The 14,450-nt window shown below is 43.4% G+C and carries 14 protein-coding genes; 13 read left to right on the top strand and 1 reads right to left on the bottom strand.

Annotated elements, in window-relative coordinates:
• Positions 1 to 11: 11 nt before the first annotated feature.
• The 11 genes from AC58QM_RS21320 (at position 12) to AC58QM_RS21270 (ending at position 10,096) form a co-directional block, all read left to right on the top strand.
• Positions 12 to 1,289, top strand: coding sequence for an ankyrin repeat domain-containing protein (locus tag AC58QM_RS21320; RefSeq protein WP_497286867.1), 1,278 nt, complete (start codon positions 12 to 14; stop codon positions 1,287 to 1,289).
• Positions 1,290 to 1,338: 49 nt separating this feature from the next.
• On the top strand, positions 1,339 to 2,205 hold the full coding sequence (locus AC58QM_RS21315) for an MBL fold metallo-hydrolase (protein ID WP_497286866.1): 867 nt from the start codon (positions 1,339 to 1,341) through the stop codon (positions 2,203 to 2,205).
• A gap of 102 nt (positions 2,206 to 2,307) precedes the next feature.
• Entirely contained in the window at positions 2,308 to 3,675 is a 1,368-nt protein-coding gene (locus tag AC58QM_RS21310; protein WP_497286865.1) for an MFS transporter, read from the top strand.
• Positions 3,676 to 3,740: 65 nt separating this feature from the next.
• Positions 3,741 to 4,337: a hypothetical protein gene (locus AC58QM_RS21305; RefSeq protein ID WP_497286864.1), complete on the top strand. Its 597-nt coding sequence runs from the start codon at positions 3,741 to 3,743 to the stop codon at positions 4,335 to 4,337.
• Between the two features lie 101 nt (positions 4,338 to 4,438).
• Entirely contained in the window at positions 4,439 to 5,011 is a 573-nt protein-coding gene (locus tag AC58QM_RS21300; RefSeq protein WP_497286863.1) for a hypothetical protein, read from the top strand.
• A gap of 150 nt (positions 5,012 to 5,161) precedes the next feature.
• Positions 5,162 to 5,485, top strand: coding sequence for a hypothetical protein (locus AC58QM_RS21295; protein WP_497286862.1), 324 nt, complete (start codon positions 5,162 to 5,164; stop codon positions 5,483 to 5,485).
• Positions 5,486 to 5,514: 29 nt separating this feature from the next.
• Positions 5,515 to 6,546 carry a leucine-rich repeat domain-containing protein gene (locus AC58QM_RS21290; RefSeq protein WP_497286861.1) on the top strand — a complete coding sequence of 344 codons (1,032 nt, stop codon included), beginning with the start codon at positions 5,515 to 5,517 and terminating at the stop codon, positions 6,544 to 6,546.
• 84 nt (positions 6,547 to 6,630) lie between these two features.
• Positions 6,631 to 7,131: a DinB family protein gene (locus tag AC58QM_RS21285; RefSeq protein WP_497286860.1), complete on the top strand. Its 501-nt coding sequence runs from the start codon at positions 6,631 to 6,633 to the stop codon at positions 7,129 to 7,131.
• A 93-nt stretch (positions 7,132 to 7,224) separates the two neighbouring features.
• Complete coding sequence (locus AC58QM_RS21280; RefSeq protein ID WP_497286859.1) at positions 7,225 to 7,935, top strand: CTP synthase C-terminal region-related (seleno)protein; 711 nt, start codon at positions 7,225 to 7,227, stop codon at positions 7,933 to 7,935.
• Positions 7,936 to 7,952: 17 nt separating this feature from the next.
• Positions 7,953 to 9,101, top strand: a complete 1,149-nt coding sequence (locus tag AC58QM_RS21275) for a hypothetical protein (RefSeq protein WP_497286858.1) — start codon at positions 7,953 to 7,955, stop codon at positions 9,099 to 9,101.
• Between the two features lie 65 nt (positions 9,102 to 9,166).
• Positions 9,167 to 10,096 carry a D-2-hydroxyacid dehydrogenase gene (locus AC58QM_RS21270; protein ID WP_497286857.1) on the top strand — a complete coding sequence of 310 codons (930 nt, stop codon included), beginning with the start codon at positions 9,167 to 9,169 and terminating at the stop codon, positions 10,094 to 10,096.
• A 93-nt stretch (positions 10,097 to 10,189) separates the two neighbouring features.
• On the opposite strand, the gene AC58QM_RS21265 is transcribed toward AC58QM_RS21270, so the two are convergent.
• On the bottom strand, positions 10,190 to 11,248 hold the full coding sequence (locus AC58QM_RS21265; RefSeq protein ID WP_497286856.1) for an LLM class flavin-dependent oxidoreductase: 1,059 nt from the start codon (positions 11,246 to 11,248) through the stop codon (positions 10,190 to 10,192).
• 191 nt (positions 11,249 to 11,439) lie between these two features.
• Here AC58QM_RS21265 and AC58QM_RS21260 point away from each other — a divergent pair, with 191 nt between their 5' ends.
• Together AC58QM_RS21260 and AC58QM_RS21255 are read left to right on the top strand one after the other, a co-directional pair.
• A complete protein-coding gene (locus AC58QM_RS21260) occupies positions 11,440 to 11,943 on the top strand; it encodes an NUDIX hydrolase (RefSeq protein ID WP_497286855.1) in 504 nt (167 codons plus the stop codon).
• A 205-nt stretch (positions 11,944 to 12,148) separates the two neighbouring features.
• On the top strand, positions 12,149 to 14,359 hold the full coding sequence (locus tag AC58QM_RS21255; protein WP_497286854.1) for a glycosyl hydrolase family 95 catalytic domain-containing protein: 2,211 nt from the start codon (positions 12,149 to 12,151) through the stop codon (positions 14,357 to 14,359).
• Positions 14,360 to 14,450: the final 91 nt, after the last annotated feature.

Here is a 14,450-nt window from a genome sequence, read left to right as displayed (position 1 = left end):
GGGTTCCGTTCGTGAACGAGCGAAATATCATTGAACAATTCAAGCATACGGTTATTAACAACGCTTCCGTTGAATTGAGACGGCTCCTACAGGAGCATCCTTTTGTTACAAATCAAATCAATGAACCTTGGTTTCCATTCGATACACCTGCGATCGTCGCTGCAGCGGCAAAAGGGAACCGAGAAGCCGTAGATATATTGCTAGAATTTGGCGCTGATTTACATGCAAAGAGCAGTTGGTGGGCAGGCGGGTTCGGCGTTTTGCATCATGACCATCTTGAGCTTTCTCGCTATTTGATTGAACGTGGAGCCCCTGTTGATATCCATGCGGCATCACTTTTAGGCATGCTGGACACAGTCAAAGAGATCATTGCGAAGGATCCCTTAGCGGTCAATCAGCGAGGCCCGGACGGACAAGTTCCGCTTCATTTTGCAACTCAACATGAAATTATGGATGTACTACTTGCTCATGGAGCGGATATTCATATATGCGATATCGATCATGGCAGCACGCCTATACAATGGGCGATCGACAATACGGATAAATGTAAGTATCTCGTTGCGCATGGTGCGGCAGTGGATATCTTTATGGCGATCCAAATCGGAGATATTGAGCTAATTCAATCCCTTCTTCGTGACGACCCAGAGAGCCTTCAAACGCAAGTAGGACGAGGGATTTTCACTTCCGGTGATTCGAACGGTGGGCATATTTATGAGTATAAAATAGGCATTCACGCGCGGCCGCTCCATGTTGCGGCACGCCGGAATCATCCCGACGTTGTGGATCTGATTTCGAGGCATAGCCCGCCAAATCAGCGTCTATTGCTGGCATGTTTGCAAGGGAATCAAGCGGCTGTGCAAGAGCAACTTGCGAAGGATGCCAATTTGGTAAAGTCACTTTCGACGGATGAGCTAAGCTCGATTGCTGATGCAGCCTGGAAGAATGAAGATCAGGCTGTTCGAACGATGCTCGAAGCTGGATTTCCAGCCGATTCACGGCGTAGTAACAAAGATTGTACAGCGCTGCATAACGCAGCAATCCGTGGAAATAAAGAAGTGGTTCAGTTGCTGCTTGAGCATGGAGCGTCCGTCCAACTTACTCAGGGTTACGGAGGAAATGCTTTGGGCAGTTGTTTGTGGGGATCCGTTCACATGCGAGATTCAACAGGGGATTATCCATCGGTGCTTGAACAACTCATTGATGCAGGATCACCCTTACCAAACCTTTTAGCGGGAAGCGAAGAAGTTAAGGAAGTGCTGCTTCGTCACGGAGTTAAGAATGCAAACTAATGCATACATGCAACACGAATGATACATATGATAATGGGAGTGGAGTCAAATGGGAAAAGAGCATATGAGACCAATTTATAACGCTGGTGAATCGCTGTTGAAAGATATTCAAAGAACACAAATCCCTGAAGGTGGGGTAGCTATATGGAGTTTGGGTCAGGCAGGTGTGCTGATAAAAGGTAGCAGTTCAGATGAACTTATTTGTGTAGATCCCTATTTAAGCTATTCCATTGAAACAGAGGATCCCGATACAGAATTTAAGCGTGAAATTCCTCCTCCGCTTTCTCCGAATGAGTTGAATGTTAACTCGGTATTGCTTACACATTTTCATAATGACCACATGGATTTGACTACTATTAAAGGTGTTGCTCAAGCACATCCGGCAACGAAATTTGTTGCGCCTGCTTCTCATGCCTATCTACTACATGACATTGAGATTGATCGAAGTCGTATTCTGCCAGCAAGACAAGAACAAGTCATCTCTGACCAAAGCATCACTATTACGCCTGTGGCAGGAGCGCATACGGCGTATGAGTCTGATCAAGACGGCAATCAATATTATCTAGGCTTTTTTATCGAAATAAATGGTGTGCGTATTTATCATACGGGTGATACAGTAGTCACGCCTGAATTGATCGAGCAAGCGAAGAAATTTCAACCGCATGTCACGTTATTGCCAATAAATGGAGGGGATTATGCCAGAACTTCCAGAGGTATTGTTGGAAACATGAACTTCCGTGAAGCGGCTGATTTCGGCGTGGAAATCGGTTCGGATTTACTTATTCCTATCCATTTTGATATGTTTTCGAAAAATCGTGATAACCCATCCTACTTTGTTGATTACTTATTTCACAACTATCCAGCACAAAAGTTTCATATGATGTCAGCTGGCGAGCGATTCATTTATTTTACTTAATTTAAGAAAACCGCGTGAGCTTGGGACTTTTTTGCTAGTCTTTAAGCTGCCGCGGTTTTTTATGCAAGTTAATCCAGGAATAAAATAAAATGAGGTGATAGCATGGCAATCATTCAGACAGCGATCAAACGAAAAGAAATGCTGCTTATTACTGCCGTAGCACTTGGCACTTTGCTTAACCCGCTCAATACGACAATGATTTCGGTCGCTTTAGCCCGGCTACAGGAGGATTTCCACCTCACATTTGCTGATGTATCGTGGCTAATTTCAACTTATTACTTAATTAGCGCTATTGGACAGCCGCTTATGGGTAAGTGGAGCGATTTATTTGGCCGCAAAAAAGTGTTTATCCTGGGGCTGCTGCTCGTCACATTGTCATCGAGCCTAGCTCCGCTATCACCAACCTTCGGGTGGCTGATAGGGTTTCGTATTATTCAGGCTTTGGGCAGCTCAGCCTTATTTCCATCCGGGATGGGGATGATCCGCAGTCAAATCACTTCGAATCAAGCGAAGGCTCTTGGCATCATATCCATATTTTCCAGCACTTCAGCTGCTTTTGGTCCCTCACTCGGTGGCTTGTTATTACACTACGGAGATTGGCCATTGATTTTCCTATGCAATTTTCCGTTTATTATTGCTTCATTTGTACTCGCTTGGAAACTGTTCCCGAAAGATCCAAAAATGGTTGGCAGCGCCGCTGAAATGGATTGGCGGGGTGTAGCACTATTTTCTTCGGCCATATTCATGTGGCTGCTGTTTTTCCTAGCGCTAGCAGACGGACTAAGCCTGTGGAAGCTGATAGTCAGCGTAGGATTGACGTTCTGGTTATATCGATATGAGCTCGGGCAAAGTAAGCCGTTCATCAATGTTGCTTTTTTACGTAAAAATATGAACGTGACTCGTATTTATGCGCAGTTTATTTTGACGAATATTGCCTTCTATTCCATCATGTTTGGCATTCCGTCTTATTTACAGAGCGTACAAGGGATGGATCCGCAGAAGACAGGTCTAGTCATGCTGTCTATTGCCGGTTTCAGTGTGTTGGTCACCCCACTAGTCGGTCGCTGGATTGACCTTAGCGGATCCAGGCCGCCGCTGATTGCCGGAACGGCTCTGGTTGCTGTGGGCAGCTTGCTGCTCATGCTCATACAGGATAATGCAAGTGCAGTAACCATTTTCCTTGTCCTCTGCGTGCTAGGAATTGCCAACGGATTTAACAATTTATCCATGCAGACTGCACTTTACGATTTCGTTACGAAAGAAGAGACAGGCATTGCTTCCGGACTATTCATGACTTCGCGGTTTATCGGAACCATTCTGTCTTCAAGTTTACTTGCGGCATTATTCGGCAAAAACATCACGACCTCGCACCTGCATAGCATGGCGTGGACTTGTGCAGGACTTGGTGTGTTAATGTTCGCTTTGACCATGCGGATGCCCAGTCGGAGTGTACAAAAAGCTATCCAATAACAAATGAACATACCTGAAGTCTCATATACATGAACGTAGGAAAGCGAGGAGGTAGGGGCGGAGATATGCGTGTAAAAAAACTAATTTATATGACCGCGCTTGTTATGGTTACCTTTGTTACGATTGTCGTCCTATGGTCAACTGGATTAATGGGTTTATGGACTGAAGGTATCGCATTTATTGCAAACAACACAACTGAATTTACGAGTAGAAATAGTCAGGTCATCGATGGTAAGTATGCTCTACAAGTGGATTTGTCTGATCTTGAAAGCAACATCGGTAAAGTGATCTATAAGGATGACGAACATCAGATATACGTATCTTGGCTTCAGAGTAGACGTGTTGGCGAATATGACATTGGATTTCGATCAATTGGAACGTATTCGTTATCAGGTGCTTCTCTCATTTCTGGGATTCACCATGAGACTATAAATGATCATGCTTTTACTTATTCCATGTCTGCCAAAATGACTGTAAAGTACGAGGATAAAACATACCATGCAACGGAGTCAGGTCAATGTGGTTTGAATTTTAAGGATGGCGATTGTTTCTCATTTAACATTTACTTAAGCACGGAACCAAAAGGTGAGCCTATTAAAGATGCGGGGATTGTGGAAGTCATGATTACTGACTTATATAAGAATACTTGGCTTAAAAAATAACTTCATAGCGTGTTACCCTCCTTACCTTAAAAGTGTATCTGGTGTATTTCTTCTTGCTAATTTGGAGAGCCTATATCCAAAATTATGGAAGGTGATACACCATGTGGAGAATACTAGTGTTGTTTGGATTACTAATCGTTTGTACTAGTTATGCACCACGTGATGTGGAGGCGAAAGAGCCTTTTGAAGAGATGCATCTTAAGATGGGGTATACAACGGTTGATGATGCAGTGGCGGCATGTGAGAAGTATTTCTCGCGTGACATCAAATTGCCGATTGCGGTGCCTCCAGTTGTATTTACGCATCAACTTGGGAGATGTTCGACCACATTTGGCAGTCCCGCGAATGATGAACTTGAAATAGAATATCTGAACGAACGTGATACTGTCTATCATTACATGATACGGATAAGACCTTCCGAATATCGAGGTAACTTATTCCAGAATAAGAGTGATTTACTTGGTACCTACGAACTCCGTGATGGAACTAAAGCACAATACGGAAAGGTGTCATCTGGCCGATTTTACATGCTTACGTTTGAAAAGAATAACTATCAATATGCACTAATTGTCGGCTACCGTGTGAAAGCGAAAATAACAGAGCAAGTTTTGGTGGACATTGCGAATTCGGTGAGAGGAACGTACCCAGATCCAAAAGAAAATCCCCTTCGTTAAAGAGTAAGTTAAATACTTAGAGGAGTGGTAGCTAAGGGCAGCTACCACTTTTTCTTATGGAGAGGATGAGATACGCAACTATTCATGGTTTTGCAGCGTCTACACGTTTGGGATAATTTGTTATTTAAGGATGAAGGAGTGATGGTTTGTATGCTCATGGAAGAAGAGGTCCTTGTATATCTCAAAATAGGTTTGTTAGTTGTTATCATTCCTGTTTGCGTCCTGGTGATAAGTTTGATGCGTTCTTTTAAGAAACAGGGTTATGGGTTGTTTTTAAGTCACTTGCTATTGTTTACGTTTGCAGCATTCAGTTGGATAAGAATATTGGAAAATAGGGCTTATTCAAGCTCGTTAACTAATTCTTTATCAATTGCGGGGATTGGCATGATGTGGTTAATCAGTATGGTTTGTTTTGTTAAAGGGCTATTGTTATTGAGTTATTTAAAGAAAAAGACAGTAAACAGTAGTGATTAACTGTACATCGAGTAGAAATGGAGACTTCTATGAAAAGAATGTATACAGACCCCAAAGGGGAAGCTTACAAGCAAGTAATCGATTTGGCGATACGAAATTCGGCATATTTTGTGCTTGGGGAGAAATTGGCAGCTGCCGAGGGAAAGGGAAATTATGCTCATGTATTGGAGTCATTGGAGCCTTTCCTGCTGAAGACAATCGTACTCCAAGGAGATATCGAAGAAATCAAAAGGATGAGAACTACTTATGACTGCCGTGCTTTCTATACAGCGGGAACCTATTACTTATATAGATCCTGTGAAGAGAGCGGGAACTTACTGAAGCAAATGGCAAACAGCTTGTCTGATTGGATCTATCCTTCACTGCCAGAAGATTTGTGTTTCGTGAAAGCTAGTGGCGGCGATTATCTATACTCCGTTGTACATGAACGCTGGTATGGTATGGATGTAACGGAGGAAGAAGCTATTGCATTAATGGAACAAATAACGGGGCTCTTTTTGCAACTAGCGTCTCACAGTGATCTGGATAGTCTGCTAGATGATGCAATCAAACATCAAACGGATTGGCTGTATCTGAGTAGACATGGGTTGACTGAACTGACAGAGAGGATTCGTGAACTTACGGAGTTGCGCGAACTAGAAATATTTGAACAGGATTTGTATCAACTTCCTGAAGCGTTATTTGAGTTAAGCAAGCTTGAAAGTTTGAAAATCATGACCGCCGATTTAGCATGTATTCCAGCATCCATAGCCAAACTGAAAAACTTGAGGGAGCTTAGCATCATATGTGCGAGTTCGGATCGGCCGACTCCTGATTTGGTGTTTAAGCCAAAGGAAGAAATCAGCCTAAATCGTATCCCACCTGAGATTGGTGAAGTAGAGAATCTGGCGTTTCTTACGATCCAATATTCGGCGATCCATGAGTTACCGCGCGAGTTAGAGAAGCTTCAAAACTTGCGACTTTTGAACATCAGTATGAGTATGATCGATCATAAACCTGACTTTCTTTTGGAAATGAAACAACTGGAATATGTGAACCTGTCGAGGGATGCGCTGTGGTAATTTAGCCTAATTTATGGATGAAACATATGTTCTCATCATTCGAATTGTGCTATGATGTATTCATCATGAGGATGGAGATGACGTATGAATATACACAACACAATCAGTGATTATGAACAATTTAACCATTGGACACAAAGTACCTTACAGCCATTAAGTGATCATGATTGGCATCGTCCCATTCAAGATGGAAAAGCTTCCATCGCTGAAATAATTGCACATCTAAGAAACTGGGATCTTCATCTTATTGATGTCGTCATTCCTTCCATTATGCAAGGCGGCGGGATTGAATTTCCCGATTTCAACGTCTACAATAGCAAAGCCTATGAACACGCAAATTCAGGTGTATCCAAAAATGACTTACTACAAGAATTCTCAGATGACAGAAAGAAACTGATTGATCTTCTAAGAAATATGACATGGGAAGACTTATTGTTTGAAACAACCGCAAACGGTGTCACACATTGCCCTCATACAGGTCAACCTTACTCCCTTCTTTACATCATTCATGAATTTATTGAGCATGACGAACATCACAAAAAACAAATGATAGACTTTCTACATGATTTACAAGTAAAAAAGTGATCATGAGGTATTCGAATAGGCAGCCAGTGGTTGTCTATTTCTCGATTTTAAGGGTAGTCATATCTGTGTTATATTCAGAGGGGGAGAGTTATCTTGAAAATCGGAATAATTGGTGATTACAGACCTGAATATCCATCACAAAAAGCAACAAATGATGCGATGCGTCATTCCTCAGCGAAATCAGGTATACAGGTCGATTATCAATGGATTCCTACCCAGTCTATACCTGAACATTTCAGTGTAATTACTTCAAATTACGATGGTTATTGGATTGCTCCGGGTAGCCCAGAATTAATCACAGGTGTCTTGGCAATGATCACTTATGCACGCGAACAACATGTGCCACTGCTAGGAACATGCGGAGGATTCCAACATATGATCCTTGAGTATGCGAGGAGCATTTTATCGATTGAAGATGCAGCACACGAGGAGCAATCACCAGATGCATCTAAATTACTTATCAGTAGGCTAGCTTGTTCACTTGTGGGCCAGCAAAGCGAAGTTCAGATTAGCCCATCTTCAAAGGCATATAGAATTTATCAAACACCGAAGACTATAGAACACTTTCGATGTAACTATGGGCTTAACGCCAACTATCAAAATCAAATTGAACAATCAGGACTAAAAATTGTCGGGACAGATCAACTGGGTGAACCCCGAATCATAGAAATACCTGAGCATCCATTTTTTATTGGAACACTATTTGTACCACAGCTAAGTTCAACCTTTGAAACACCGCATTATTTAGTGGATGCTTTTATTGAACAGGCATGTATATATGCGGGTGAAATTAACAGAAATTGAAAATGGAGTGATACCGCATGATAAATAAGGATTACTATTTTTCACTTTGTAAGGATGCAGAATCAAATCAAATTTCTTACATTGAGAAAGCTAAAGCAAAAACACACCGTTGGGAATATACCGATTGGAAACGCTATGATTCCACTCCTTATTGGTTCGAAAGAAACTTGGAACCGCGAGCACCACTCATGGAAATAGGAGCAGGCATAGCTTACGCTTTTGATGAAAACAACAACATTTGCTTCATTTCAGCTAGTCAAGAGGAGTGCTTAGAACAAACGGAAAACCATGTAATTAATCGACGCTACTGGAATGGTAAAGTGGACTCCATAGAAGAAATACGAATTGTTGATGGTCTACCTGTAATGTATGTGGAGTTTATTGTCCGTAATGGGATGAATCCTGGCCAAGAATGGCATTTTGAAGAAGAGTACGCTTATGAGAACAGAATGCTTGTAAAAATAAAGCGAACTGAGTATTGGTATGCAGGAAAAACAGTCCGTAACCGAGAGTTTCAATTGGAATATGACCCGTTAGGAAATCTTTCGCTGATTAAGGAAAACGGAGCCGTAATATACAATAATATAAGCAGTGAACAGATCATTGAGCTTCGTGCTGAAATCGTGAACGGGCTAATAGCTGAATCCATACATACGATTAAAAAAATAGGTGAAAAGCTTCGAAACGACTCCGTTTGTTTTATCGGGATATATCTCCATGACGAGCCACATGGCCCGATTGACCCTATTTTTCACCCGGGCTTGCAGAGTATCCGAGATAAACAATTACTAGCTGGTGAAGATACCTGGACATTATGGAGCACTGGTGAACATCCCGTTCAATATCAAGAATGTCTATCCAATGAACAATTAAAAAATCAATTCACATTGTTAATGCAGTATTGGCAAATTCATTCAGATTGGTCTCAAGAACCTCAACATCCAGTACTAAGTAACTACACATGGTGGGGCGAGAGTAAAGCACTTTGGCAGGAAGTTGCAATGGAACTTAACCTTATCAATTGGGAGAACATGATTCCTATCTCGGAATCATTTGTAATATTTGCGGATGAAGAGGCCATGGATGTTGCAAGTGGAGATCTGGCTAAAAATGTTCCAGCTAACAAGCTTCACATCCTTGAACGAATGGGATTACTTTCAAGCTAATTGCTTGCAAATACAGAATTTATATTAATCATATCGTTGTACGATTCATCAGGAGGATATGTCAGATGGATATCAAAAAAGTGATCGTAACCGGTCGTATGTATAAAGAACTAGAAAAGCTTGCCTCACTGGACACGAAGAGGGAGTATCTGTTTCTTCCGGAAGCGGAAGTTCGTCCAAATCACTTTGAGTGGGCGGACGGTTTTGTGGCTTTTAAACCGACGGAGTCGTTTCATTTCGGTAATTTGCAGTGGGTGCATGCGCTCGGTGCTGGTGTAGATGCCTTTCTGTTTAACCGCGAATGGAAAAAGGATGTTGTATTAACTCGTACGGTAGGTAGTTTTGGACAGAAAATAGGGGAATATTGCTTAAGTTATATACTCGCTGATATACATCGACATGGACATTTTCAGCATACTCAGGTACAGAAAGTATGGATGCCTTCAAAGCAGAAACTTTTGCAGGAGCTGAACATTGTCATTTTTGGTACCGGAACGATAGGCGAAGAAGTGGCTAGGATGCTTCAAACGTTCGGGGTGAACGTATTCGGTATATCTCGCAGAGGCACTGCGAACAGTCATTTTACAAGGGTTGTACCTGTTTCTGATGTACAAGCTGTATTACCTCAAGCCGACTGGGTAATAAATACGCTCCCCTTAACACCTGCAACCGAACGTTTATTCGATAGCCGATTGTTTTCCTTTATGCATAGCGCAGGCTTTATCAACGTAGGAAGAGGAGCATCGGTGGATGACAATGCATTGCTCGAGGCAATTGAACAAGGTCATGTGCGCAGAGCTGTTCTTGATGTGTTTAGGGTGGAACCCCTGCCAGTAGAATCACCTTTATGGGCACATTCGAACGTGGTCATTACGCCGCATATTTCTGCTGTTACCGGTGTGGAAGAGGCGATTGAAGGTTTGCTCTCTGTACTTGAAGGGGTAGATCGTGGGCAAGAAATAAGTCAATCGGTGGACGTAATCCGCGGATATTAGATTTGTAAATGTCGTCGGGATAGGAAGAAAAAAAGAGTCCGAACCCAGGTTTTTCACCTGATTTCGGACTCTTTTATTATACCTAAATGACCATTACGCTTCCAAGCGAGCAAGTTCTTTACGAACGAGTGGAGCGACCTTTGTGCCGAGAAGCTCGATCGTACGGAGCAAATCTTGATGTGGCAGCGTACTGATATCTACATGTAAGAGGAACCGTGTTAACCCTAGGTTCTTGCGGAGCAGGACGATTTTCTCCGCTACATACTCGGGATCACCGACATACAGCGCTCCACGAAGGCTGCGCGCAGCATCGAAAGATTCGCGCGTGTATGGTGCCCAGCCGCGTTCACGACCAATCGTATTCATTTGAGCTGCCGTCGAAGGGTAGAACATGTCCGCTGCCTTCTCAACCGTATCTGAGATGAAGCCATGCGAATGCGTAGCAATTTGAAGCTTGCTAACGTCGTGTCCTGCTTTCGCGGCTGCTTCCTTGTAGAGATTGACTAGCGGAGCAAACCTCTCCGGCATACCACCAATGATCGCAAATACGACTGGCAAACCTAGCATACCGGCACGAACTGCGGACTCTGGATTACCGCCAGTTCCGATCCATACGGGTAGTGGCTCTTGTACAGATCGCGGATAAACACCCAGATTGTTGATAGCTGCTCGATGACCGCCTCTCCAAGTTACTTTCTCGGATTCACGAATCTTCAGCAAAAGTTCGAGATTTTCCTCGAATAGTGCATCATAGTCGTTTAAATCATGTCCGAATAAGGGGAAGGATTCAATAAAAGATCCTCTTCCAGCCATAATTTCCGCTCTTCCGTTGGATATGCCATCCAGTGTGGAGAAAGCTTGATAGACACGAACCGGATCATCGGATGACAACACGGTCACGGCACTAGAGAGCCGGATTCGTTTGGTCGTGGCAGCGGCTGCAGCTAGAATGACAGCAGGTGCTGAGCTCGCGTAATCTGCTCGATGATGTTCGCCGATCGCATAGACATCTAAACCGACTTGATCAGCCAGATTAATTTCCTCAACTGCTTGGCGGAGACGTTCAGCGTGTGTGGTGCCATTTGCTCTCGGAGCAGCTTCGAGAAAAGTACTTATACCAATTTCAATAGAAGAAGTTGTAAGATTAGACATAGTGATCGCTCCCTTCAAGATACGATTATTATACTATATATTTTAATGTAACTCAACAAAAGTAAGCGAAGTGATGTTAACTAATGAAATACTTACTATATTTGAGGCTATCCCAGTATTCTATCTTGTAGACTTCCCGAAACAGGTATAATATACCACAAAGAGCATAAAGAAGGGTGCTGTGAATACGTATGTTTTTCGTTAATTCGCGTGCAATCATTGAAAGACATGTGAATGGAACCATGGAAATCGTCATTCAAACACGAAACAAAGCTGGTGAATCTCAATTGCTTGAGTTGCCTGGTGGGCGACTAGAACCTTTCGAATCCTTCGTAACAGCACTTATTAGAGAAGTGAAGGAAGAGACGGGACTTGATGTTGTCGAAATTGAAGGTGAGGATACAAGAATGGATACTGTAGGTATCGATCCTAGTTTTGAAGTGGAATGTATGAAGCCGTTTAGCATGTATCAGACAATTAATGGCCCTTTTGACTCCGTCGGAGCGTACTTTCGTTGTCGAGTACAAGGTGAATTATTACAATCTGGAGATGATACAAAGAACCCTAGATGGATCGCCGTTGACGAATTAAGACGACTAATGAACGAAGATCCCCGCCAATTTTCCAGTGTAGATCGAGCAGGCGTATTATATTATTTGACCTATTTAGAAAAGTTGAAATTGTCCGAACGATAGTCAAACTTATATGTTTGATAAGAGATGAACCTTCTTTCTGCAAATGCGGAAGGAAGGTTTTTTTGTACTTTGAAAAGCAAAAAAAATCATATCGCAATAAATAAACACAATGATAGCTAAGCTGTACAAACGTATATTTACATTGACCGCGGAATGTTCAAACATACCAAGTAAGTACTTAACAGTAAGAAAGGTTGTGATATGGATGATTAAGACGAAGGTGGACTGGCCATCCTTTATGGCGAGACATGATATGACTTGGTCAGTAAAACCGAATTCGTGGAATGAGGGAGTTTTTATTGGCAACGGGTTTATCGGAGCCATGATATATAGTGAAGAGCATCGTGATAAACGTAATGTACTGCGCTTTGTACTTGGGTGTACGGACGTTACGGCGCAAAAACCTGGAGGCGGTTTTCCACCACGCGTGCCAGTAGGGGAGCTGCATCTGGAGCTAGTCGGATGGTATTATCAACCATCGAGCATACGACTTGATTTGTGGAATGCTGAGATGCGGGCCGAGATAACAACGACAGTTGGCACCTTGAAGGTGCGCGCATTTGTACACAGCCAAGATCAGGTACTGTCTGTAGAGCTGGAAACGAGCGAAGGCGAAAGAGAGGCTCGTATGTCGTGGTACGCTTTTAGTGAAGTGGATCATGTATTGAAAAATGCGGACAACTTTAACCTAAATCAATATATCCCAAAAGCGGAAGTCGTACGTGAAGTAAAAGAGGATGGCTTACATGTTGCTGTCCAAACGTTTAACTATTCAGGAGGATGTACTACGGCATGGATGGAAAAACGGCCAGAAAAAGGCGAAAACCTACATCAATTATGGTTATCAATTGGCAATGGTTGTCATGAGCTGGTGAAACAAAGGATTGAAACCAATGTTAGATACGCGGTCAATCAGCCACGGGAGTCTTGGCAGGAGTCGCACCGAAGTTGGTGGCATAATTACTATCAGCAAAGCTTTGTATCCATCCCGGATACGATGTTGGAAAGCTTTTATTGGATTCAAATGTACAAACTCGCATCTGCAACCCGCTCCGATGGAATGATCATGGATAATCAAGGACCTTGGCTCACAACTACACCATGGGCGGGGGTGTGGTTCAACATGAATGTACAGATGAGCTACTCACCTGTGTATACATCAGGACGCTTAGAGCTAGGCGAGTCACTTGTTCGAGCATTCCGAGACAATATGGCGCAGTTGATTCGTAACGTACCAGATCAATATCGGGAAGACTCAGCAGGATTGGGTCGTAGCATGAGCTACGATTTAGCCGGAAGTGTAGGCACCGAGGTCGGAAACTTAACTTGGGTTTGCCATAATCTATGGCGGCATTATCGACATTCGATGGACCGCTCAATGCTGGAGGAACTATTATTTCCGCTGCTGAAGCGAAGCGTACAATACTATTTGCATCTGCTCGAAGAGGGGGAAGACGGGAAATTGCACCTTCCTCCGATGATCTCACCTGAATATGGATCTTTCTTACAGTTGACCGTGCCAGATACTCACTACGATTTGGCTTTGCTGCGCTGGGGTTGCCAAACTTTGCTGCGTATTGGCCGTATTCTTGACAGGGATGACCCGCAAAAAGCTCAATGGGAGGCTACCTTGGAGCAATTAGTGCCGCTGCCCGTTGATGAAACTGGCTTTATGATCGGCGCGGACCAGCCATTGGAGTTTGGACATCGGCATTTCAGCCATTTAATGGCTGTGTTCCCGCTTCATTTGATGACTGGGGACACAAAGGAGGAAAGAGAGCTCATCATGCGTTCGCTTCGACATTGGTTTTCGCGTGAGGGAGACTTGCGTGGTTTTACTTTTACAGGGGCTTCTTCAATTGCTGCCGCATTAGGTGAGGGTGACGAGTCGCTCAAGTATTTGAAAACGCTGATGCATCTTCTGAAGCCGAATACCATGTATAGGGAAGCTGGTCCAGTCATCGAATCACCGCTCGCTGGTGCTGAGGCCATACACGATATGCTGCTACAAAGCTGGGGAGAAGAGATTCGCGTATTCCCGGCTGTTCCATCTAAGTGGAGGGAAGTCGCATTTCATGATTTACGAGCTGAAGGGGTATTTATGGTCAGCGCGAATCGATCCGAAGGAGCAACCGTGTGGATCAGGGTCAAAAGCTTAGCCGGACAACCATGCCGCTTGAAAACAGACATGACGGGAGACGTTCGTTTGTCAGCAAGTTCGACCGTACAGCATCATTCAATAGGCGGTGGTGTGTATGAGCTTGATTTGCCGCAAGGTGAAGAAGCTGTGCTCTATCGTGCAGACTTTGCCGATGCGGGTTCTTGGGAAGTCGAACCTGTACCAGCAGAGCGTCATATGTGCGGCTACTTTGGAGGAAACAAACCTTGGCGTCTTTATGGGCTGCCAATTCAATAATGACATTGCATCAATAGACTGCTCGGTAAGCCTTACCGTGTGGTCTCTCTTTATTTTGCATACACATTTCGATAATTAAGGGTTCATAGTT

The organism is Paenibacillus sp. J22P165 (assembly GCF_059692015.1).
Note: the sequence above shows the minus strand (reverse complement) of the source record. Positions and strands in the feature narration are given on the sequence as shown.

What these genes read in the sequence shown, in the direction of transcription:
- AC58QM_RS21315 (WP_497286866.1), top strand. Translation starts at nt 1,339, where the DNA reads ATGGGAAAAGAGCATATGAGACCAATTTATAACGCTGGTGAATCGCTG.
- AC58QM_RS21310 (WP_497286865.1), top strand. Translation starts at nt 2,308, where the DNA reads ATGGCAATCATTCAGACAGCGATCAAACGAAAAGAAATGCTGCTTATT.
- AC58QM_RS21305 (WP_497286864.1), top strand. Translation starts at nt 3,741, where the DNA reads ATGCGTGTAAAAAAACTAATTTATATGACCGCGCTTGTTATGGTTACC.
- AC58QM_RS21300 (WP_497286863.1), top strand. Translation starts at nt 4,439, where the DNA reads ATGTGGAGAATACTAGTGTTGTTTGGATTACTAATCGTTTGTACTAGT.
- AC58QM_RS21295 (WP_497286862.1), top strand. Translation starts at nt 5,162, where the DNA reads ATGCTCATGGAAGAAGAGGTCCTTGTATATCTCAAAATAGGTTTGTTA.
- AC58QM_RS21290 (WP_497286861.1), top strand. Translation starts at nt 5,515, where the DNA reads ATGAAAAGAATGTATACAGACCCCAAAGGGGAAGCTTACAAGCAAGTA.
- AC58QM_RS21285 (WP_497286860.1), top strand. Translation starts at nt 6,631, where the DNA reads ATGAATATACACAACACAATCAGTGATTATGAACAATTTAACCATTGG.
- AC58QM_RS21275 (WP_497286858.1), top strand. Translation starts at nt 7,953, where the DNA reads ATGATAAATAAGGATTACTATTTTTCACTTTGTAAGGATGCAGAATCA.
- AC58QM_RS21270 (WP_497286857.1), top strand. Translation starts at nt 9,167, where the DNA reads ATGGATATCAAAAAAGTGATCGTAACCGGTCGTATGTATAAAGAACTA.
- AC58QM_RS21265 (WP_497286856.1), bottom strand. Translation starts at nt 11,248, where the DNA reads ATGTCTAATCTTACAACTTCTTCTATTGAAATTGGTATAAGTACTTTT.
- AC58QM_RS21260 (WP_497286855.1), top strand. Translation starts at nt 11,440, where the DNA reads ATGTTTTTCGTTAATTCGCGTGCAATCATTGAAAGACATGTGAATGGA.
- AC58QM_RS21255 (WP_497286854.1), top strand. Translation starts at nt 12,149, where the DNA reads ATGATTAAGACGAAGGTGGACTGGCCATCCTTTATGGCGAGACATGAT.